This window comes from Micromonospora sp. SYSU B005 (genome assembly GCF_055362685.1).
This window is the reverse complement of sequence record NZ_JAXCFU010000006.1, coordinates 25,835-46,421: the sequence shown is the minus strand read 5'-3', so window position 1 is coordinate 46,421 and position 20,587 is coordinate 25,835. Positions and strand designations below refer to the sequence as shown.

The 20,587-nt window shown below is 73.3% G+C and carries 19 protein-coding genes and 1 pseudogene; 8 read left to right on the top strand and 12 right to left on the bottom strand.

Annotated features, from left to right (window positions below):
* Positions 1–41 precede the first annotated feature (41 nt).
* Entirely contained in the window at positions 42–2,741 is a 2,700-nt protein-coding gene (polA, locus tag SM452_RS15730; protein WP_463840165.1) for a DNA polymerase I, read from the top strand.
* A 93-nt stretch (positions 2,742–2,834) separates the two neighbouring features.
* On the opposite strand, the gene SM452_RS15725 is transcribed toward polA, so the two are convergent.
* From SM452_RS15725 to SM452_RS15690, 8 genes and pseudogenes are all read right to left on the bottom strand, one after another.
* On the bottom strand, positions 2,835–3,221 hold the full coding sequence (locus SM452_RS15725; protein WP_463840164.1) for a MerR family transcriptional regulator: 387 nt from the start codon (positions 3,219–3,221) through the stop codon (positions 2,835–2,837).
* Positions 3,222–3,237: 16 nt separating this feature from the next.
* Positions 3,238–3,987, bottom strand: coding sequence for an SDR family NAD(P)-dependent oxidoreductase (locus tag SM452_RS15720; RefSeq protein WP_463840163.1), 750 nt, complete (start codon positions 3,985–3,987; stop codon positions 3,238–3,240).
* Between the two features lie 47 nt (positions 3,988–4,034).
* A complete protein-coding gene (locus tag SM452_RS15715; protein ID WP_463840162.1) occupies positions 4,035–4,211 on the bottom strand; it encodes a hypothetical protein in 177 nt (58 codons plus the stop codon).
* Between the two features lie 35 nt (positions 4,212–4,246).
* Positions 4,247–4,555: pseudogene (locus tag SM452_RS15710) on the bottom strand (CPBP family intramembrane glutamic endopeptidase); the annotation flags it as partial.
* A 377-nt stretch (positions 4,556–4,932) separates the two neighbouring features.
* Entirely contained in the window at positions 4,933–5,280 is a 348-nt protein-coding gene (locus SM452_RS15705; protein ID WP_073830920.1) for a DUF3140 domain-containing protein, read from the bottom strand.
* The gene (locus SM452_RS15700; protein ID WP_262014665.1) at positions 5,267–5,485 is read right to left on the bottom strand and encodes a hypervirulence associated TUDOR domain-containing protein; all 219 of its coding nucleotides are present in this window, start codon (positions 5,483–5,485) and stop codon (positions 5,267–5,269) included. The genes SM452_RS15705 and SM452_RS15700 overlap by 14 nt, the downstream gene beginning before the upstream one ends.
* Before the next feature lie 41 nt (positions 5,486–5,526).
* Complete coding sequence (locus SM452_RS15695) at positions 5,527–6,054, bottom strand: Uma2 family endonuclease (protein WP_262014666.1); 528 nt, start codon at positions 6,052–6,054, stop codon at positions 5,527–5,529.
* Positions 6,055–6,184: 130 nt separating this feature from the next.
* The gene (locus SM452_RS15690; protein WP_463840161.1) at positions 6,185–6,988 is read right to left on the bottom strand and encodes a class I SAM-dependent methyltransferase; all 804 of its coding nucleotides are present in this window, start codon (positions 6,986–6,988) and stop codon (positions 6,185–6,187) included.
* Between the two features lie 312 nt (positions 6,989–7,300).
* On the opposite strand from SM452_RS15690, the gene rpsA reads away from it, so the two are divergent.
* Both rpsA and coaE read left to right on the top strand, forming a co-directional pair.
* Positions 7,301–8,830: a 30S ribosomal protein S1 gene (gene rpsA, locus SM452_RS15685; RefSeq protein ID WP_262014668.1), complete on the top strand. Its 1,530-nt coding sequence runs from the start codon at positions 7,301–7,303 to the stop codon at positions 8,828–8,830.
* 161 nt (positions 8,831–8,991) lie between these two features.
* Complete coding sequence (coaE, locus tag SM452_RS15680) at positions 8,992–10,179, top strand: dephospho-CoA kinase (protein ID WP_262014669.1); 1,188 nt, start codon at positions 8,992–8,994, stop codon at positions 10,177–10,179.
* Between the two features lie 25 nt (positions 10,180–10,204).
* On the opposite strand, the gene SM452_RS15675 is transcribed toward coaE, so the two are convergent.
* Positions 10,205–11,830, bottom strand: coding sequence for a hypothetical protein (locus SM452_RS15675; protein WP_463840160.1), 1,626 nt, complete (start codon positions 11,828–11,830; stop codon positions 10,205–10,207).
* 298 nt (positions 11,831–12,128) lie between these two features.
* On the opposite strand from SM452_RS15675, the gene uvrB reads away from it, so the two are divergent.
* The 4 genes from uvrB (at position 12,129) to SM452_RS15655 (ending at position 16,475) form a co-directional block, all read left to right on the top strand.
* On the top strand, positions 12,129–14,234 hold the full coding sequence (gene uvrB, locus SM452_RS15670; RefSeq protein WP_135241208.1) for an excinuclease ABC subunit UvrB: 2,106 nt from the start codon (positions 12,129–12,131) through the stop codon (positions 14,232–14,234).
* Between the two features lie 25 nt (positions 14,235–14,259).
* Complete coding sequence (locus tag SM452_RS15665) at positions 14,260–15,096, top strand: helix-turn-helix domain-containing protein (protein ID WP_262014671.1); 837 nt, start codon at positions 14,260–14,262, stop codon at positions 15,094–15,096.
* A 25-nt stretch (positions 15,097–15,121) separates the two neighbouring features.
* On the top strand, positions 15,122–15,490 hold the full coding sequence (locus SM452_RS15660; protein ID WP_355509102.1) for a VOC family protein: 369 nt from the start codon (positions 15,122–15,124) through the stop codon (positions 15,488–15,490).
* 85 nt (positions 15,491–15,575) lie between these two features.
* Positions 15,576–16,475, top strand: coding sequence for a DUF5753 domain-containing protein (locus SM452_RS15655; protein WP_355509103.1), 900 nt, complete (start codon positions 15,576–15,578; stop codon positions 16,473–16,475).
* Between the two features lie 109 nt (positions 16,476–16,584).
* On the opposite strand, the gene SM452_RS15650 is transcribed toward SM452_RS15655, so the two are convergent.
* On the bottom strand, positions 16,585–16,878 hold the full coding sequence (locus tag SM452_RS15650; RefSeq protein ID WP_013287496.1) for an antibiotic biosynthesis monooxygenase family protein: 294 nt from the start codon (positions 16,876–16,878) through the stop codon (positions 16,585–16,587).
* 389 nt (positions 16,879–17,267) lie between these two features.
* Here SM452_RS15650 and SM452_RS15645 point away from each other — a divergent pair, with 389 nt between their 5' ends.
* The gene (locus SM452_RS15645) at positions 17,268–18,266 is read left to right on the top strand and encodes a TerC family protein (RefSeq protein ID WP_366622263.1); all 999 of its coding nucleotides are present in this window, start codon (positions 17,268–17,270) and stop codon (positions 18,264–18,266) included.
* Between the two features lie 58 nt (positions 18,267–18,324).
* On the opposite strand, the gene SM452_RS15640 is transcribed toward SM452_RS15645, so the two are convergent.
* Positions 18,325–19,392, bottom strand: coding sequence for a C40 family peptidase (locus SM452_RS15640; protein WP_355509105.1), 1,068 nt, complete (start codon positions 19,390–19,392; stop codon positions 18,325–18,327).
* Between the two features lie 57 nt (positions 19,393–19,449).
* Complete coding sequence (locus SM452_RS15635; protein WP_135241202.1) at positions 19,450–20,547, bottom strand: dipeptide epimerase; 1,098 nt, start codon at positions 20,545–20,547, stop codon at positions 19,450–19,452.
* Positions 20,548–20,587 lie beyond the last annotated feature (40 nt).

The window sequence follows — 20,587 nt, the reverse complement described above, 5'->3', positions numbered from 1 at the left end:
GGAGGCCGGAGTTGTCGGGCGTACGGACTAGAGTCGCAGCCGTGACAGCTACGACGCCGCGCCTGCTCCTCGTCGACGGACATTCCCTGGCATACCGGGCGTTCTTCGCCCTGCCTGTGGAGAACTTCTCCACCACCACGGGGCAGCCGACGAATGCCGTCTACGGCTTCACCTCGATGCTGATCAACGTGCTGCGCGACGAGCAGCCGACGCACATCGTCGTGGCGTTCGACGTGTCCCGCCGCTCCTTCCGTACCGAGAAGTACTCCGAGTACAAGGCCGGCCGCAGCGAGACCCCCACCGACTTCAAGGGTCAGGTCAGCCTGGTCAAGGAGGTCCTCGCCGCGCTGCGCGTGCCGGTGGTCGAGAAGGAGGGCTACGAGGCCGACGACGTCATCGCCACGCTCGCCTGGCAGGCCCGCGACCAGGGCATGGACGTGCTGATCACCACCGGCGACCGGGACGCGTTCCAGCTCGTCGGCGAGCGGGTGACGGTGCTCTACCCGCGCAAGGGCGTCTCCGACCTGGCCCGGATGGACCCGGCCGCGGTCGAGGCGAAGTACGGCGTCACCCCTGATCGCTACCGCGACCTGGCCGCGCTGGTCGGCGAGACCAGCGACAACCTGCCGGGCGTGCCCGGCGTCGGCCCGAAGACCGCGGCCAAGTGGATCAATCTGTACGGCGGCGTCGAGGGCGTGGTGGCCCGCGCCGACGAGATCAAGGGCAAGGCCGGCGACAGCCTGCGCGAGCGGCTCGCCGACGTGATCCGCAACTACGAGATCAACTGCCTGGTCTCCGACCTGGAGCTGCCGGTCCGCCCCGAGGACGCCCGCTGGCAGGGCTGGGACCGCGAAGCGGTGCACCAGGTCTTCGACACGCTCCAGTTCCGCATCCTGCGTGACCGGCTCTACCAATACCTGGAGGCGGTCGAGCCGGAGGCCGAGGCGGGCTTCGATCTGGCCGGCGAGGTGCTCACCGAGCCGGGCGCGCTCGCGGGCTGGCTCGACACGCACGCCCCGGCGGGCGCACCGGTCGGCCTGGCGGTGACGCTCGACACCGGCCCCAACCGCCGGCACACCGCCACGGTTACCGCGATGGCGCTGGCCACCGCCGCCGGGGCGGGCGCCTGGTTCGACCCGAGCCGGCTGGAGGCCGGCGACGAGGCCGCGCTGGCCGGGTGGCTGGCCGACGCGGAGCGCCCGAAGGTGCTGCACGACAGCAAGCCGGTGGTGCTGGCGTTCGCCGCGCACGGCTGGGAGCTGCACGGCATCGCCCGCGACACCCAGATCGCCGCCTACCTGGCCCGCCCTGACCAGCGTTCGTACGACCTGACCGACCTGGCGCTGCGCTATTTGCACCGGGAGCTGCGCGTCGACGCGCCGGAGACCGGTCAGCTCACCCTGGACGGGCTCGGCGACGAGGGCGTGGCCGAGCAGAACCTCATGCTCCAGGCCCGCGCCACGCTCGACCTGGCCGACGCGATCGACGCCGAGCTGTCCCGCGACGGCGAGCAGTCGGCCCGGCTGATGGCCGGCGTGGAGCTGCCGCTGATGCGGGTGCTCGCCACCATGGAGCGCACAGGCATCGCCGCCGACACCGACTACCTCTCCGAGCTGGAGGCGCACTTCGCCGCCGAGGTGAAGGCCGCCGCCCAGGGCGCCTACGAAGTGGTCGGCCGCGAGTTCAACCTCGGGTCGCCGAAGCAGTTGCAGGAGATCCTCTTCACCGAGCTGGGTCTGCCCAAGACCAAGCGGATCAAGACCGGCTACACCACAGACGCCGACGCGCTCCAGTGGCTGTTCGCGCAGACCGAGCACCCGCTGCTGCACCATCTGCTGCGCCACCGCGACGTGGCGAAGCTCAAGTCGACTGTCGACGGCCTGCTCAAGTCGGTCTCCGACGACGGCCGGATCCACACCACGTTCAACCAGACGGTGGCGGCGACCGGGCGGCTGTCCTCCACCGAGCCGAACCTGCAGAACATCCCGATCCGCACCGAGGAGGGGCGGCGGATCCGTCGCGCGTTCGTCGTCGGTGAGGGCTACGAGTGTCTGCTCACCGCCGACTACAGCCAGATCGAGATGCGGATCATGGCGCACCTGTCGTCGGACGACGCGCTGATCGAGGCGTTCAACTCCGGGCACGACTTCCACGCCGCCACCGCGTCCTCCGTCTTCACCGTCGAGGTCGGCGACGTGACCGCCGACCAGCGCCGCAAGATCAAGGCGATGAACTACGGCCTGGCGTACGGGCTCAGCGCGTTCGGCCTGTCCCAGCAGCTCGGCATCTCCGCCGAGGAGGCGCGCGGGCTGATGGAGAACTACTTCGCCGGGTTCGGCGGGGTGCGTGACTACCTCCAGGAGGTGGTGGCCCGCGCCCGCCAGGACGGCTACACCTCCACCATCCTGAGCCGCCGCCGCTACCTGCCCGACCTGGTAAGCGACAACCGGCAGCGCCGGGAGATGGCCGAGCGGATGGCGCTCAACGCCCCGATCCAGGGTTCGGCGGCCGACATCATCAAGGTCGCGATGCTGCACGTCGACAGCGCGCTGCGCGACGCCGGGCTGCGGTCCCGGATGCTGCTGCAGGTGCACGACGAGCTGGTCTTCGAGGTCGCCCCGGGCGAGCGGGAGGCGCTGGAGGCGTTGGTGCGCAAGCAGATGGGCGAGGCGTACCCGCTGTCGGTGCCGCTGGAGGTGTCGGTGGGCGAGGGCCGCGACTGGAACAGCGCCGACCACTGACCTCCCCGCCCCACCCCGTCCGGCCCGCCGGCCTGTGGGTGATCAAGGAGTTTGTGTCCTCCCGGGGCCCGAATCGGGACACGAACTCCTTGATCACTGAAGGGAAGCGGGTGAGGGCGCGGGCGCGGCCGGAGTGGCCGCGGCCTGGAGGGCGGCGGCCAGGCGGTCGCGGACGGCCACCTGGGCCGCGATCCGGGCGTCCAGCACGGCCAGCCGCTCCCGGCCGACCCGCAGCCCGGCCACTGACGGCGGCGCCGATGCCACGTCCCCGTCCAGGCAGGGCAGGAAGACCCGCACGTCGTCCAGGGTCAGCCCGGCGTCGAGCAGGTGACGGATGTTGCGGACCCGGGTGACCACCGCGTCGTCGTACTCGCGATAACCGTTCGCGGCCCGGGCCGAGGCGATGAGCCCGTGTTCCTCGTAGTGCCGCAGGGCACGCGGTGTGCAGCCCGTCGCCTTCGCCACCGCGCCGATCCGCATCGCCGCCACCGCCCTCTCACGCGACCACCGCGCCCCCGTCCACCGGCAGCACCACACCGGTGACGAACTCCGCCTCCGGCTCGCAGAGCCGCCGGATCGCCCAGGCTACGTCCTCCGGCCGGCCGATCCGGCCCGCCGGGGTGTGCGCGAGCTGCCAGTCCCGTACCGCCGCCCGACGTTCGGGGGAGAGGCCACTGTGCACCCCGATGGGGGTGTCGATCGCGCCGGGCGCCACCGCCACCACCCGGATGCCGCGCGGCGCGAGTTCCACCGCCCAGCTGCGGGTCAGCGAGTCCAGCGCGGACTTGCCGGCCGCGTACACCGAACTGCCCGGCCAGGCGCGCAGGCCGACCGACGTGGTGACGTTGACGATCACGCCGCGCGTCGCGGCGAGCGCCTCGACGGCGGCGTGCGCCAGCCGGATCGGGGCCAGCAGGTTCGTGTCCAGCTGCCGCCGGGCGGCGTCCTCGTCCAGTTCCGCGAGCGGCCCGCCGCCCGCCACCCCGGCGTTGTTGACCAGGACGTCGAGGCGGCCGTACCGGTCGAGCGTGGTGCGGACGATCCGGTCCGGCCCGTCGGGCGCGGTGACGTCGGCGGTCAGCGGGGTGATGTCCGGCCTGCCGGCGGCGGTCTCCGACAGCGGCGCGGCGCGCCGTCCGACGGCGACGACGGCGTACCCGGAGGTGGCGAGGGAGCGTGCGGTGGCCCGGCCGATGCCGGTGCCCGCACCGGTGACAGCGGCGACGGGTGGGGTGCGGCGTTCCATGCCGGCATCGTCCGACCCTGCCGCCTGTGGCAGGGTCAAGCGGGCCGTCAGAGCCCCAGCAGCGTGGGCATCGCGTTGACCGCGCCGTGCACCACGAGCAGCGGCCACATGCGGCGGTACCGCGACCACAGGTAGCCGAGGAACAGCCCTGGTTCACGATCACCGACGCCAGGTCGACGGCCGGTCGGCCGCTGCCCTGGATGGCCACGTGCCAGGCCGCCCACACCAGTGACGCGAGGACGATCGCCGGCCAGCGGCCCAGCAGCGACTCCCACCGGGTCTGCAGCCACCGCCGGTAGAAGACCTCCTCCAGCAACGCGTTCACCGCGAAGGCCACCAGCAACGTGACGGCCAGCTCGACCGGCGCGACGGTCCGCCCCCAGTCGCTCGCGGGCGCGGCCAGCGGCGTCGCGTAACTGAGCACCAGCCACACCGCCACCGGCAGCGCCGGACCCCACCGGTGGGCGGCGTCCGCCGGGGCCGGCCCCGGCCGCCACCGTGGCGGCCGGCGGCGTGCGGCCAGGAACACCACGAGGGGTACGCCGAGCAGCAGCGCCAGCTTCAACATCGTGTACGCGGGTTCGCCGCCGAGCAGCGGCATCACGGCGACGAACGCGATCCCGGCCAGCAGCAGCGGCACCGCCTCGCGGTACGGCGCGACCGGGTCCGGCCACCTCGGGTCGGGCGCGGGCGGGATCAGGCGGATCAGTGCGATCCCGGCCAGCGCCGGGATCCAGCGGCTCCACATCGGTACGGTGCCGTCGTGGTCGGCGCTGTATCGGATGCCGGTGTTCCCGGTCGCCACCAGGAGAAGCGCCGCGACGGCGATCAGGCCGAGGCCCGCCAGGAGGACCACCCGTCCGGCGCGGGGATGACGGCCTGCGGTCGAGACGTCTGTCGTCATCGCCGGCACGGTACCAACGCGACGCGAACGGACCGGGCGGCTCAGCTCTTGAGCGGGTCGTGCCCCCAGTTCATCAGCGACCAGCGCCACCTGGTGTCCCGCACGTCCCCGGACGGCCGCTGGGCGAGGTGGCGGTGGACGTAACCGATCACCTTGCGCATGTGCTTGTAGTCGGCGGCGGTGAGGTCGGCGCGTTTGCGGCGCAGCAGGTCGACGATGCGCCGGCCGGAGTCGTGCCCGACCGACTCGCCGCCCTGGGTGCCCTTCTTGTGCCAGCCGACGTGCTTGGACTCCTCGGTCTCCAGCCAGCGGGTCAGCTCACCGGGCTTCATGTTCACCGCGTCGGTGAACTCCCGGTACGTCTGCTGCGGGTCCTCAGCGCGACTCATGGCGCAGCACCTCCGGGCGGTGGGCGACGTCGCGGCCCGAGTCGTCGTTGGTGATCCGGTACTGCGGCTGCTCCGGAGAGGCGTTCACCGTGTGCCCGCGTACGTGGGTGCGCTCGGTCAGCTTCTCCTTGACGACGCCGTACGCCCGGCCGCTGTGGCTGGCCCAGGAGACGTGGTCGCCGGTGCGGAACTCCTTCTCGGCCATGCCGCGCGGTTACCCGCGGCCGACACCGAGTAACGGTGTGGTCAGGGTCGGATCTCGGCGATCGGCAGCTTGATCGCGAAGGGCTCGGACAGCTCGATCACCTCGCTGCTGTCGTCCACCAGCTCGTACTGCCGCTCGCCGCCCGGACCGATCCGGTCACCGAGGCGGTACGCGTAGAGGTGCACCGGATCCTGCTCGATCCGCCAGTAGAACGGGATCCCGGCGGCGGCGTACTCGCCCGGCTTGGCGAACCGGTCGACCCGCCGGGTGCCGGGGGAGACGATCTCGACGGCCAGGACGACGTCCGCAGGCCGTAGCAGCCAGCAGTCGGACGGCAGTTCGGCGCGGTGGAGCAGGACGTCCGGTCGGCGGCTGGCGTCAACGTCCAGCCCGACGCTCACCGCCTGGGTCGCACGTAGATGCGCAGGCACGCGGGATCGCAGCCACCGGGTAAGCAGGCCGGCGATGTCCTGGTGGTGGAGAGTGGGCAAGGGCGTCACGTGGATGATGCCGTCGACCAGTTCGACGCGGGGTGCGTCGGGCGGCAGCGTCAGCAGATCCTCCACCATGTGGTCGGCACGCTGTTGCCGAAGCGGGTCCGGACGCCATGGAGAGGAGGGTGTCGCGATCGGCTCGGCGCTCACCCGGGCAGTATGGGGGCGCTACCGCCGGCCCGATCGCACCCGACGTGCGACGCGCTCAGCCCGTCGGCTTCTCCGCGACGAAGATCGCGGTGCCGGGGAACAGCCGGCCGCGCAGCGGGCTCCACTGGCCCCAGATCCCCTCGTGCCCGGCCGGCCACTCCGGCTCCACCAGGTCCAGCAGGCGGAACCCGGCGCCGACCAGCTCCCGGATCCGGTCGCCCAGGGTGCGGTGCTGCTCGACGTACGTGGCCACGCCGTGTTCGTCCTGCTCGACGTAGGGGGCGCGGTCGAAGTACGAGTGCACGGCGGTCAGCCCGCCCTCGCCCGGGTCGTCCAGGAAGATCCAGCGCATCGGGTGGGTGACCGAGAAGACCCATCGGCCGCCGGGCCGCAGCACCCGGGCCACCTCGCGCATCGCCGCCGCCGAGTCGTCCACGAACGGGATCGCGCCGAACGCGGTGCAGACGGTGTCGAACGCGGCGTCGGCGAACGGCAGGGCGAGCGCGTCGGCCTGCACCAGCGGCACGCGTACCCCGGTGCGCCGGGCGGCCCCGGCGGCGTGCCGCAACATGCCGGCGGACAGGTCCAGCGCGACCGGCCGGGCGCCCTGGGCGGCGAGCCAGCGGGCGGCGGCGGCCGCCCCGGCGCCGAGTTCGAGGATCCGCCGCCCGGCGACGTCGCCGAGCAGCCGGGCGTCGGCCTCGCGCAGCCCCTCCGGGCACCAGACGAAGTCGGCGTCGCCGAGGAACGCGCCGTGCTCGGCCTGGTACGCGTCGGCGTCGGTGTCCCACCATCCGCGGTTCGCCCGGCGGATCTCCCCGGCGTCGACCCGTCGGCGGGTCACCCTGTCGTCGTCCACCCGTCCACGCTAGGTCCGGCGGCGTCCGGCCGGTCGGTTGGGGTGGCGGTTGGGACGGATGTGACGGACGAGACAGCTGTGGCCCCTTACCGCGCGAAATCTCCGCTTTCGCAGCGGATGAGTTCGCACGGACCCGGGAGGGCTTGCACGCTGTGGTAATGCAGCGGGTAGGCTAGACGATGCGCTCGCGGATCGTGTGCCTCGGCAGGGAGCAGGTGCGCGGTCACCGGAGCCACTAATGATCTTCTCGCGTCGATCGTTCGGTGTGCCCGGCGACGGATCCGTTGGCGCGGCAGAGTCACCGCGACACCCATGCCCGCTGTGACAACCCATCCGACCGGAGCAACCGCCCACATGACGAGCAGCATCGAGGCCACCTCGAGCGCCAACAAGGTCACCCACGACGACCTCGGCTCTGAGGAAGCTTTCCTCGCCGCGATCGACGAGACCATCAAGTACTTCAACGACGGCGACATTGTCGAAGGCACCGTCGTCAAGGTCGATCGGGACGAGGTCCTGCTCGACATCGGCTACAAGACCGAGGGTGTCATCCCCTCTCGGGAGTTGTCGATCAAGCACGACGTGGACCCGGCCGAGGTCGTTTCGGTGGGTGACCACATCGAGGCCCTCGTCCTCCAGAAGGAGGACAAGGAGGGTCGGCTGATCCTCTCCAAGAAGCGGGCGCAGTACGAGCGGGCCTGGGGCACGATCGAGAAGATCAAGGACGAGGACGGCGTCGTCCGCGGCTCGGTCATCGAGGTCGTCAAGGGTGGTCTCATCCTCGACATCGGCCTGCGCGGCTTCCTGCCCGCGTCGCTCGTCGAGATGCGGCGTGTGCGTGACCTGCAGCCGTACGTCGGCCGCGAACTCGAAGCCAAGATCATCGAGCTGGACAAGAACCGCAACAACGTGGTCCTGTCCCGCCGTGCCTGGCTGGAGCAGACGCAGTCCGAGGTGCGCACCGAGTTCCTCAACAAGCTCCAGAAGGGGCAGGTCCGCAAGGGCGTCGTCTCCTCGATCGTCAACTTCGGCGCGTTCGTCGACCTGGGCGGCGTGGACGGCCTCGTGCACGTCTCCGAGCTGTCCTGGAAGCACATCGACCACCCGTCCGAGGTCGTCGAGGTGGGCCAGGAGGTCGAGGTCGAGGTCCTGGACGTCGACCTGGACCGCGAGCGGGTCTCGCTGTCGCTGAAGGCGACGCAGGAGGACCCGTGGCGTCAGTTCGCCCGCACCCACGCGATCCAGCAGATCGTGCCGGGTAAGGTCACCAAGCTGGTGCCGTTCGGTGCGTTCGTCCGCGTGGACGACGGCATCGAGGGCCTGGTCCACATCTCCGAGCTGGCCGAGCGCCACGTGGAGATCCCGGAGCAGGTCGTGCAGGTCGGCTCCGAGGTCATGGTCAAGGTCATCGACATCGACCTGGAGCGCCGCCGGATCTCGCTGTCGCTCAAGCAGGCCAACGAGGGCTTCGTCGAGGGCGAGGAGCACTTCGACCCGACCCTCTACGGCATGGCCGCGACCTACGACGACCAGGGCAACTACATCTACCCGGAGGGCTTCGACCCGGAGACGGGCGAGTGGCTCGAGGGCTACGACAAGCAGCGCGAGACCTGGGAGCAGCAGTACGCCGAGGCGCGTCAGCGCTGGGAGGCCCACACCAAGCAGGTGCAGACCTCCCGCGCCGCCGACGCCGAGGCCGCTGCCAACCCGGCTCCGCCGGTCACCAGCGGCACCACCACCTCGACCTCGGCCCCGAGCCGTCAGGCCGAGGAGCCGGCCGGCACGCTCGCGACCGACGAGGCGCTCGCCGCGCTGCGGGAGAAGCTCGCCGGCGGCAAGTGACCGGACGCTGACGCCTGTTCGTCCCACCGGACTGACCGGCGACTGCCTCTGACGACGGGCCCCGTCCCCGCGTTCCGCACCAGCGGAGCGCCGGGGGCGGGGCCCGCGTCGTACGCCGGGCGGGTTTGGCACGCGGACACCGGATCCGGTTGACTGTCCGGGTGCTGAAGGTGGGGCTGACCGGCGGAATCGGATCGGGCAAGAGCGCGGTGGCGAGCCGCCTCGCCACGCTGGGCGCGGTGATCGTCGACTCGGACCGCATCGCCCGCGAGATCGTCGCGCCCGGCACCGACGGGCTGGCCGAGGTGGTCGCCGCCTTCTCCGAAAAGGTTCTGGACGCCGACGGGGCGCTGGACCGGGCCGCCCTCGGCGCGCTGGTCTTCGGCGACGAGGCGGCCCGCCGCACGCTCGAAGGGATCACCCACCCCCGGGTACGCGCGCGCAGCGCCGAACTGGTCGCCGCCGCCCCCGCCGACGCGATCGTCGTCAACGACGTACCGCTGCTGGTCGAGGTGGGACTCGCGCCGACGTACCACCTGGTGGTCGTGGTGCAGACGGCCGTGCCGACCCGGATGGCCCGGCTGACCCGCGACCGGGGGATGGCCCCGGCGGAGGCGCAGCGGCGCATCGCCGCGCAGGCCGACGACGCGACCCGCCGTGCGGTCGCCGATGTGCTGCTGACGAACGACGGCACGCTCACCGATCTGCACGCCGCCGTGGACACCCTCTGGCGGGACCGTCTGCTGCCCTACGAGCGCAACGTCCGCGAACGCCGTGCCGTCCCACCCGTCCCACCCGACCCGGCCGCGCCCGCCGGGCCGGACCCGACCTGGCCCGAGCAGTACGCCCGGCTGGCCGCCCGGATCCGCCACGCCGCAGGCGGTGACATCCGGGTCGACCACGTCGGCTCCACCGCCGTGCCGGGACTCGCCGCGCCGGACGTGATCGACATCCAGGTGACGGTGCCCTCCCTGGACGAGGCGGACGGGCCGCTCGCGCAGCGGCTGGCCGAGGCGGGTTTCCCGCGGCTGCCGGGCGAGTGGTGGGACGCGCCGCGGCAGCCGGAGCCGGTGCGCTGGCCCAAGCGGCTGCACGGCGGCGCGGACCCGGCGCGTCCGGTGCGCCTGCACCTGCGGGAGGCCGGTTCGCCCGGCTGGCGGTACGCGCTGCTGATGCGCGACCACCTGCGCGCCGACCCGGCACGGCGGGCCGACTACCTCCAGGTGAAGCGGGATCTGGCGGCGGCCGCGCCGGAGCACGCCACGTGGGGCACGGTGACCGATCCCTGGTTCGACGAGGAGCACCTGCGCGCCGAGGAGTGGGCCGCGCAGACCGGCTGGCGGCCCTGACCGGGCGGTAGGGAGCGGGCCGGGCTCAGCGCGCCGTCGAGGCCGACGATCCGCCGCTGCCCGCCGCACGACGGGGCGTGAGGTCGAGCCGGATCCACACGCCGGACCCGGCCCGCAGCTCCATCCGGTGCGGCAGACCACCCCGGTCCAGCCACAGGCGGCGGCCGCCCGGCAGTTCGAACACGTCGACGGCCCGGTCGTCCAGCCGGTCCTCCCGGATCCGGACGGTGGTGCCGCCGGGCGCGTGCCGGGCCGCCCGCAGCGCCGCGTCGAGCAGCCGGTCGAGGTCGTCGCCGGGCGGCCGCGCGGGGGCCGCGAGCAGCGCGGCCGGCACCGGTGCGGGTGGCGTCGCGGGCCCGTCGGGGGAACGCTGCACCTCGGCCACCCGTCCCGGCCGGGCCCATCGCAGGGTGCGTCGGCCGCTGCCCTCCTCGATCACCGCGAGGTACGCCGACGGGCTCGTCCAGTTCACCGTGCCGGTGGCCCGCAGGTTCGCCGACGGGCCGAGCGGAGCGGCCACAGTCACCGTCGCGCCGCCGAGTGCCCGGAGCCGGGCGGGTAGCGCGGCCAGCCGGGCGGCTTCGTCGTCGGTGAGCGCCCGGGGCTGCCCGGGCCGGCCGCCGAGCGCGTCCACCGGGTGCAGCGTGGGCCGGTCGGCGCGGGTCAGGTCCACGGTGACGGGCGTGCCGTCGGCCAGCCGGCCGGTGAGCCGGTGCAGCCGGGCGTCCGCGTCCACCCACAGCGTCGGCAGCGGGTCACCGGGCGGCGCGAGGGGCGCCTGGAGCACGTCCACCGCGACGCCGCCCACCTGGTCGCCGCGTAGCCACCGGCCGTCGGTGGCGGGTGGATCGACCCGGTCGGCGCCGAGCCCGATCAGCAGGTCGCGTACCGCGCCCAGGCCGTGCCCGCCGGCCGGGGAACGCATCCGCCACCGGTCCGCCGGCGGCACCAGCGGCGGCCGGGCCGGGGTGGGGAGCGCGCCCGGGTCGGGCCGTACCAGCAGCGCGGACGCGGTGGCCTGCACCAGGCCCCGGTCGTCGCCCGCACCCGGGCCGCCGACGTCCAGGTAGACCAGGGGGCGGGCCCAGTCGACCCAGCCGACCAACTCGGTACGGGCACCGTCCGCGCCGACTGTGACCCGGACACCGGCGCGTACGTCGCGCAGGTTGGTGACCCGCAGCGCGGCCACCCGGTCCGCCTCGGCGGCGGTCAGGGCACGTGTCGCCGGGGCGTCGCCGGTGCGGCCGGGCACCCAGGACGGCAGGGCGGCGACGAGCGTAGCGGCGGAGAGCGCGGCTGCGGCCACGAGCGCGGCGAGGGCGATCCGGCGCCGGTCCGGCCCGTCCGGCGGGTCGCCGGCGCCGTCCAGTTCCGGGTCGCCGTCCGGCCGGGTGGTGAGCGGGGGGCGGCGGCCGTCGAACAGGCCGGCCCGGCGGCGCCGGCCGGCCACGGTGGCGGGCCGGGTCGGTGTGCTGGTGCGGCCGCGCCGGTGGCCGCGACCCGGTTCCCGGGGTACGGCCTGGTCGCCGTCGCCCCGCGCGGAGAGCCGGTGGGGGCGGCTGGCGCCGCGCTGGCGGCCCGGCTCGTCGGCGGGCGGGGGCGTGCCGGTGTCGGGCTCGCGTCGCGGCCGGCGCTCGGGAGAGGTCCCCACGAGTGGAGAACGCGAGAGCGGGGTTTCGGTGACGAGCAGGGGCGCTCGCGGCGGCCGGTCAGCGCTGCGCGCGACCACCGTCGGCGCGCACGCCGGTCGTCCCGGGTGCTGCGGCCCTGGCGCCGGGGGCGACCGGCCCCGCGAGGGGGCGATCACCGGCCCGGTCGGCCGCCGCGAGCGGCCTACGGTACGAGGGTAGACCGGTGAGATGAGCCACACAATGGGAATATCGAAGCCGATCAGGGACGGTCCGTGGTCGTGGCCGGAAGTGTCGGACCCCGGGCGTACGGTTGGTGTCATGGCGCTCGACATTCCCCGGCTCGACGGCCGCTTCCAGGTCGTCAGTGAGTTCCAGCCGGCCGGTGACCAGCCGGCTGCCATCGACGAGCTTGAGCGTCGCGTGCGGCGCGGCGACCGCAACACGGTGCTGCTCGGCGCGACCGGCACGGGCAAGAGCGCCACCACGGCGTGGCTGGTCGAGCGGCTCCAGCGGCCGACCCTGGTGCTCGCCCCCAACAAGACCCTCGCGGCCCAGCTGGCGAAGGAGTTCGGCGAGCTGCTGCCGCAGAACGCGGTCGAATACTTCGTCTCCTACTACGACTACTACCAGCCCGAGGCGTACATCCCGCAGACCGACACCTACATCGAGAAGGACTCCTCGATCAATGAGGAGGTCGAGCGGCTGCGGCACTCGGCCACCATGTCGCTGCTCACCCGGCGGGACGTCATCGTCGTCGCCACCGTCTCGGCGATCTACGGCCTGGGCACCCCGGAGGAATACCTCGACCGGGCCGTGCGGGTCAAGGTCGGGCAGGAGCTGGACCGCGACCAGCTGCTGCGCCGGCTGGTCGACATCCAGTACACGCGCAACGACATGGCCTTCCAGCGCGGCACCTTCCGGGTCCGCGGCGACACGCTGGAGATCATCCCGGCGTACGAGGAGCTTGCGGTCCGGATCGAGCTGTTCGGTGACGAGATCGAGAAGCTCTACTACCTGAACCCGCTGACCGGTGACGTGGTCCGCGAGGTCGACAGCCTGATGATCTTCCCGGCCACGCACTACGCCGCCGGTCCGGAGCGGATGGAACGGGCGATCCGCGACATCGAGGCCGAGCTGGGCGAACGGCTGGCCGAGCTGGAACGGCAGGGCAAGCTGCTGGAGGCCCAGCGGCTGCGCATGCGCACCACCTACGACATCGAGATGATGCGCCAGGTGGGCTTCTGCTCCGGCATCGAGAACTACTCCATGCACATCGACGGCCGGCTGCCGGGCAGCCCGCCGCACTGCCTGCTCGACTACTTCCCCGACGACTTCCTGACGGTCGTCGACGAGTCGCACGTGACGATCCCGCAGATCGGCGGCATGTACGAGGGCGACGCCTCCCGCAAGCGGATGCTGGTCGACCACGGCTTCCGGCTGCCGAGCGCCGCCGACAACCGGCCGCTGCGCTTCGACGAGTTCCTGGAGCGGGTGGGCCAGATGGTCTACCTCTCCGCCACCCCCGGCCCGTGGGAGCTGGAGCAGGCCCAGGGCGAGTTCGTCGAGCAGGTGATCCGGCCCACCGGCCTGATCGACCCCGAGGTGGTTCTCAAGCCGACGAAGGGCCAGATCGACGACCTCATGCACGAGATCAAGCTGCGCACCGAGCGGGACGAGCGGGTGCTCGTCACCACGCTCACCAAGAAGATGGCCGAGGACCTCTCCGACTACCTGCTGGAGAACGGCATCCGGGTGCGCTACCTGCACTCCGAGGTCGACACGCTGCGCCGGGTCGAGCTGCTGCGCGAGCTGCGCAAGGGCGACTACGACGTGCTCGTCGGCATCAACCTGCTCCGGGAGGGTCTCGACCTGCCCGAGGTGTCGCTGGTGGCGATCCTCGACGCCGACAAGGAGGGCTTCCTGCGCAGCGGCCGGTCGCTGATCCAGACCATCGGCCGCGCGGCCCGTAACGTCTCCGGCCAGGTCCACATGTACGCCGACAAGATCACCCCGTCGATGGCGAGCGCGATCGACGAGACCAACCGGCGCCGGGCCAAGCAGATCGCGCACAACGAGGCGAACGGCATCAAGCCGGAGCCGCTGCGCAAGAAGATCCACGACATCCTCGACGACATCTACCGCGAGGCGGAGGACACCGAGAACAGCAACGTCGGCGGTGCCGTGCGGCAGCTGTCCCGGGGCAAGGCGCCGGTCAAGGAGACCCGCAGCCGCCGGGGCGCCGCGGCCACCCCGTCGCGGGAGGGGATGGCCCGGGCCGACCTGGCCAACCTCATCCAGGAGCTCAACGACCAGATGCTCGCCGCCGCGCGGGAGTTGCAGTTCGAGCTGGCCGCGCGGATCCGTGACGAGGTCGCCGACCTCAAGAAGGAGCTGCGCGGGATGGACGCCGCAGGGGTCCGGTGACCGGCGCGACGGCCGGGGCGGCGCGATGCTGACCGAGGCCGTCGTCGGGCGCCCCGACCCGCGGCTGCGCCGGTGGGTGGACAGCTACCTCGGCTACCGCGAGGACGCGCCCGTTCCGCTGGTACGCCGGGAGGTGGCGGGCGCGTTCGTGGTGCTGATCCTCGGCTGGGGCGACCCTCTCGACGTGACCGACCCGCGTGCCCCCGGCCGGGGAGGGGCCGCCGCGAACGCCTTCCTGGCCGGCCCGTTCGACGGCTGGTGTGCCACCCGGACGGCCGGGACCGGCACCGGGGTGCAGGTGCTGCTCACCGCCCCGGCGGCCCGCCGCCTGCTCGGGCTGCCGCTGGCCGAGCTGACCAACCGGGTGGTGCCGCTCGACGCGGTGGCGGGCTGGCTGGCCCGGCTGCGCGACGAGCTGGCCGAGACGCCGGGCTGGCCGGAACGCTTCGCCCGGCTCGACGCGGCAGTGGCCGCGCGGCTGGCGGCGACAGTGCCGCCGGACCCGCACCTGCTGGCGGCCTGGCGGCGTCTGGACGGCAGCGGGGGAGCGGTCGGCGTGGGTGCGCTCGCCGACGAGCTGGGCTGGTCCCGCCGTCACCTGTCGGTCCGGTTCCGGCGGGAGTTCGGCCTGCCGCCGAAGACGGTCGCCCGCCTGCTGCGCTTCGAGCGGGCGTACGCGAGCCTGGGCCGGACGCTGCTCACCGCGGACGCCGCCGTGCCGGACGCCGCCGGGTGGGCGGAGCGGGCCGCCCGGTGGGGCTACTACGACCAGTCGCACCTGATCCGGGAGTTCCGCGAGTTCGCCGGCGCCACCCCGGCCGCGCTGACCGGGCCCGGATCGCATTCGTCCAATCCGGCCTGACCGCTCCGGCGGCAGACTGACCGGCATGCGAAGCATCTATCCGGTCCTGCGGTATCCCGACGTGCGAGCCGCGGCCGACTTCCTCTGTTCCGCGTTCGGCTTCACCGTGCGCGAGGCCCACGAACTCCCCGACGGCACGGTCGGTCACGCCGAGCTGGCGTACGGCGACGACCTGCTGATGCTCGGCCCGGGGCCGGCGCCGCGGTCCCGGCCGGCCGACGACGACTACCGCGTCTACGTGGCGCTCGACGACGTCGACGCGCACCACGAGCGGGCCCGGGTGGCCGGGGCGGAGATCGTCCGGGCGCCGTTCGACACCGACTACGGCTCCCGCGACTACGCGGCCCGCGACCTGGCCGGGCTGGTCTGGTCGTTCGGCACGTACCGCCCCTGAGTGCGCCGCCCGCACGGTAGCGCTGTGTGGGCGAGGTATTGCCGAGCGTGACGGTGATGCGTACGCTCCCTCCCGGGAGGCGTGCATGCCGTTGTCAGCAAGTCCTGTGGTCCGGAGGGCGAGGCTCGGTGTGGAGCTGCGCCGGCTGCGTCGTCGCGAGTCGCTCACGCTCGAACAGGTCTGCACCCGGCTGGGCTGGGCGTCCACGTCGAAGCTGTCCCGCATCGAGCTGGGGCAGAGCCGGCCCGACCTGGCCGACGTGCTCGACCTGCTCGACGTCTACGCGGTGCCGCCGCCGCAGCGCGACGAGCTGATCGTCATCGCCCGCGACGCGGCCACCGGCCGGGGCTGGTCCAAGGCGCTCGGCGAGATGGGGGAGCGCCAGCGGGCGTACGCCGAGCTGGAGGCGGGCGCGGAGCGCATCGTGGAGTACCAGTGCGTGCTCGTGCCCGGCCTGCTCCAGACCCCGGCGTACGCCCGATTGCGGGTGTCGGCCGGCGCGGCGCTGACCGGCGAGGTGGACGTGGAGGCCGACGTGCGCGCCCGAGCCGCACGCCAGGAACTGCTGATCCGGCCGGACCCGCCGCACTACACCGCGCTGGTCGACGAGCGCGTCTGCGACCCGGACGGCCTGCCCGCCGACGTGTGGCGCGACCAGATGCGGCACCTGCTCGCGCTCGCCGAACGGCCCCGCGTCACCGTCCGGGTGCTGCGGTCCGCGGCGTCGAGCGGCGACGGACCGCACCCGCTGGCACCGTTCTCGTACTACGCCTACCCCGACCCGGACGACCCGCGCACCGTGCTGGTGGAGACGCTCACCACCGACCTGCGGCTGGTCGCCGAGGCGGACGTGGCCCACTACGAGCGGGTCATCGAGCGGCTGCTGGCCGCGGCGCTGCCGGCGGACGCCTCCGCCGAGCTGGTCGCCCGGCGGCTCGGCGCGGCGCCGGTGCCCCGGCCGCGCGATCCGCACGAGCTGGAGTGAGCCCGTACGGCCCGCTGTCGGTGCGGCGCGACCACCGGGCCCGGCGCCCCCGATGCCCGTCGGGACCGGTGGCCGCGCAGCGCGCAGGCTACGGCAGGGGTACGACAGTTCAGGCCGGCACGTCGATGAAGTGCTCGACCAGCGGCGGACCGGCGAAGTGCGGGCCGATCAGCCCGCGCCACTGCGCGAACCGTTCGGTCTGGCGGAAGTTCACGTCGTGCGCCTCGACCGAGTCCCACTCGACGAGCAGCACGAACCGGGTGGGCGACTCCACGCCCCTGGTCATCCGCACGGAGCGGCAGCCTTCGGCACCGGCGAGGATCGGCCGCGCCTGCGCGTAGGCGGCGGCGAACTCGTCCTCGTGTCCGGGCGTGACATCGATCAGCGCGACCTCAAGAACCATGCAGGCAGCCTGCCATGCCGGCCCGCCGCCGGTGCGTCCCGGGTGACGTCCCGGCGTGCCTCGCCGGAGGATGACTAGCCTCCTAGGACGCCCTGCGGGACGTGAGCCACAGCACGTCGAGAGATCGACGGACGCCCCGGAGATGCGCCACCTGGGTGCGATGGTGAACAATGGCGGCCGAGGAGGGGAGTATTCCCCCGCGACGGAGTCGTCAGCACGGAAGAGCGCCGGCACCCCCGGTGGCCCGACCCGGCTCCGCCGGTCGGAACCCGGCACCCGGGCTCCGGCGGAAGAGACCTCCGACAGTCACCCCTGTCAGCGTCGACGCACCCCGGCACCGCACCCGGCGTACGGTGTGCCCGACGCAGCGTGTCTGCCGGAGGATGGATTTGAACGTGTCCGCATTGGTGTGGGCGGTAACGCTGATCGCGATGATCGCGGTCCTGCTCGCCGACCTGTTCATCATCGGCCGGCGGCCGCACGAGCCGAGCGTCCGGGAGTCCAGCCTGTGGGTGGGCTTCTACGTCGGCCTGGCGCTGATCTTCGGCGTGGTGCTCTGGCTGACCGCGGGTGGCCGCGTCGCAGGCGAGTTCTACACCGGCTGGCTCACCGAGTACAGCCTCTCGGTGGACAACCTCTTCGTCTTCGTGATCATCATGGCCCGGTTCGGGGTGCCCCGGCAGTACCAGCAGAAGGTGCTGCTCGTCGGCATCATCCTGGCGCTGATCATGCGGGGTGGCTTCATCGCGGCCGGCGCGGCGCTGATCTCCCAGTTCTCCTGGGTGTTCTACATCTTCGGCGCGTTCCTCATCTACACCGCGGTGAACCTGGCCCGGCAGGGCGAGCCGGACGAGGACGAGTTCAGCGAGAACCTGCTGATCCGGTGGAGCCGCAAGGCGCTCCCGCTGTCCCGTGACTACGACGGGGCGCGGATGACCACCCACGAGCACGGGCGACGCCTTTTCACCCCGATGCTCATCGTGATGATCGCGATCGGCACCACCGACCTGATCTTCGCGCTGGACTCGATCCCGGCGATCTTCGGCATCACCCAGGAGCCGTACCTGGTCTTCACCGCGAACGTGTTCGCGCTGATGGGACTGCGGCAGCTCTACTTCCTGCTCGGCGGCCTGCTGGACCGGCTCATCTACCTCAGCTACGGCCTCGCCGTGGTGCTCGGCTTCATCGGCGTGAAGCTGATGCTGGAGGCGCTGGCCGAGAACAACCTGCCGTTCATCAACGGCGGCGAGCACGTGGCGTGGGCCCCGCACATCCCGATCTGGCTGTCGCTGACGGTCATCCTCGGCACCCTGGGTGTGGCCACCGCCGCCAGCCTGGCGAAGTCGTCGCGGGACCGGCGCCGGGAACTGGCCCAGGCCCGCCGCTGACCCACCCGTCCCGTCCGGGGCGCTCCCGTGCCGGGGGCGCCCCGCGGCGTGTCGGCGGTCAGACGCGGTGGGCGCCGACGAGGGTGGCGGTCCGGTCGGCCGGTAGCTCCTCCTCGACCACCCGGCGGGTCAGGTAGCAGGCGTGCAGCATCCGGCGCCGGCCGCCGCGCGGCTCGGCCGACACGATCCCGACGTGGTGGATGCGCCGGCCGGGCCGGGCGAAGAAGTAGAGGTCGCCGGGGCGTTCGGCGTCCAGCGGCACCCGCGAGGTCGCCGCCGCCTGGTCGTCGGCGTCGCGGGGGAGCGTGATCCCGTACCGCCGCCAGGCCAGGTGCACCAGCCCGGAGCAGTCGATGCCGTCGGTGGACATGCCGCCCCAGACGTAGACCAGGTCGCGCAGCCGTTCGGCGACCGCGAGCACCTCCTCGGCCTCGGGGCGCTCGGCGGGCAGCGGCACCAGGTCGTCCTCCGGGGCCCAGAGCGGGTCGGCCCGCCCGGGTACGCGGACCGGGCGCCTGCCGTCCACCGCCGGCCCGGCCGGGGTGAGCCGGGTGCCGAGGACCACGCCGGTGAGCGCCGCGTCGCCGCCGGGTGCGGCACGCAACGCGGTGCGGGCCACGTCGACCGTCAGCGGACCGTCGGCCGCCGGGCCGGAACCGGCCGGAGCGGGACCGGGACCGGCCGGACCGGTGCCGACCGCTGCCGGTCCGGCCGAGGCGGGGTCCGATCGCGCCGCGCCGGACGCGGCGAGGCCGGCCGGAGCGGGGCCGGCGGGGACGCTGTCGGACGGGACGGTGTCGGCCGGGTCGGCGTCGGCCAGGTGGGCGGCCCGCAGCCAGCCCGGGTAGCCGTCGGCGCCGAGCTTCGCCGCTGGCTGGCCCAGCGCCACCACCCGCACCCAGCCGTCCGGCCGGGACTCGGTGACGCGCACCGGCTCGCCGAGCAGCAGCTGGGTCAGGACGCAGTCACCGACGAGCTGGTCGCGGTCCATGCCGGCGATCCAGGCGGCGACGTCGGGCGAGCCGGCGAGGGCGGGGCAGTCGATCGGGCGTACCGCCTCGGGAGCGGTCCACAGGGTCGCCACCGGTACCCGTACGACGGCCCGGCGGCCGGGCTGAGGTGCCACGCGTACCCCTCTCTCCGGTGGTCGTCCGGGCGACCATATGAAAAATTCTGACGTTGCTCAACCACTTGTCTGAATTTTAGCTTCACGTAGGCCGGTGACCCCCAGGCCCGGAGCGTCCGGCAGCAGCACGCTCGCGCCCTCGTACCGGATGCCCCCGGTGACCGGCGACCAGGCCAGCCACCAGGCGGCGTCGAGGTCCGACACGGCGGTGGTGCCGGACGCGGCGACCAGGCTGGCCGCGGCGCCGACCCCCACCGGGCCCTCCATCATCGAACCGACGATGGTGCCCATGCCGTGCGCGGCGGCCAGGTCGAGCAGCGTGCGGGCCGGTTGCAGGCCGCCGCACTTGGCCAGCTTCACGTTGACCATGTCGGCGGCGCGCCGCCGGATCACCTCGACCAGGTCGCGCACGTCGAAGACGGACTCGTCGGCCAGGATCGGCAGGTCCACCCGGTCGCTGACCCAGGCCAGCCCGTCCAGGTCGCGGCGGTGCACCGGCTGCTCGACCAGTTCCACGTCGAGCCCCGCGTCCTCGATCGCCCGGATCACCCGCACCGCCTCCCGGGGCGTCCAGCCCTGGTTGGCGTCCAGCCGGATCCGCACGTCCGGGCCGACCGCGGCCCGCACCGCGCGGACCCGGTCCAGGTCGCCGCGGGCGTCGGTGCCGACCTTGAGCTTGAGCACGCTGAACCCCTCGGCGCCGCGCCGCGCCGCCGTCGCGGCCAGGTCGACCGCGTCACCGGCGGCCAGCGTGACGTCGGTCGGCACGCGCAGCGCCGTGCCACCGAGCAGGCGCACCAGGGGTACGCCGAGCCGCCGCGCGGCCAGGTCGTGCAGCGCCACGTCGAGCGCCGCCTTCGCCGACTCGTTGCCCACCACGGCGCGGCGCACCAGCGCGCCTGCTGCCTGGAGGTCGTCGGCGTCGCGGCCGATCAGCAGTGGCGCGAGCAGTTCGCGTACGCACGCCTCGGCACCCGCCACCGACGCGCCGGTGACCTGCCAGACCTGCGGCGCCTCCCCGAAACCGGACCGGCCGTCGCCGTCGACCACCTCCACGACCAGCGTGTCCACGGTGGTGGTACGGCGCAGCGCGGTGACGAACGGGGTGTGTAAGGGGGCCGACAGACGGTGGGTGCGTACCGCGGCGATCGTCATGTGGGGCACCCTATAGCCAACTGGCGGCGAGCAGGGGAGG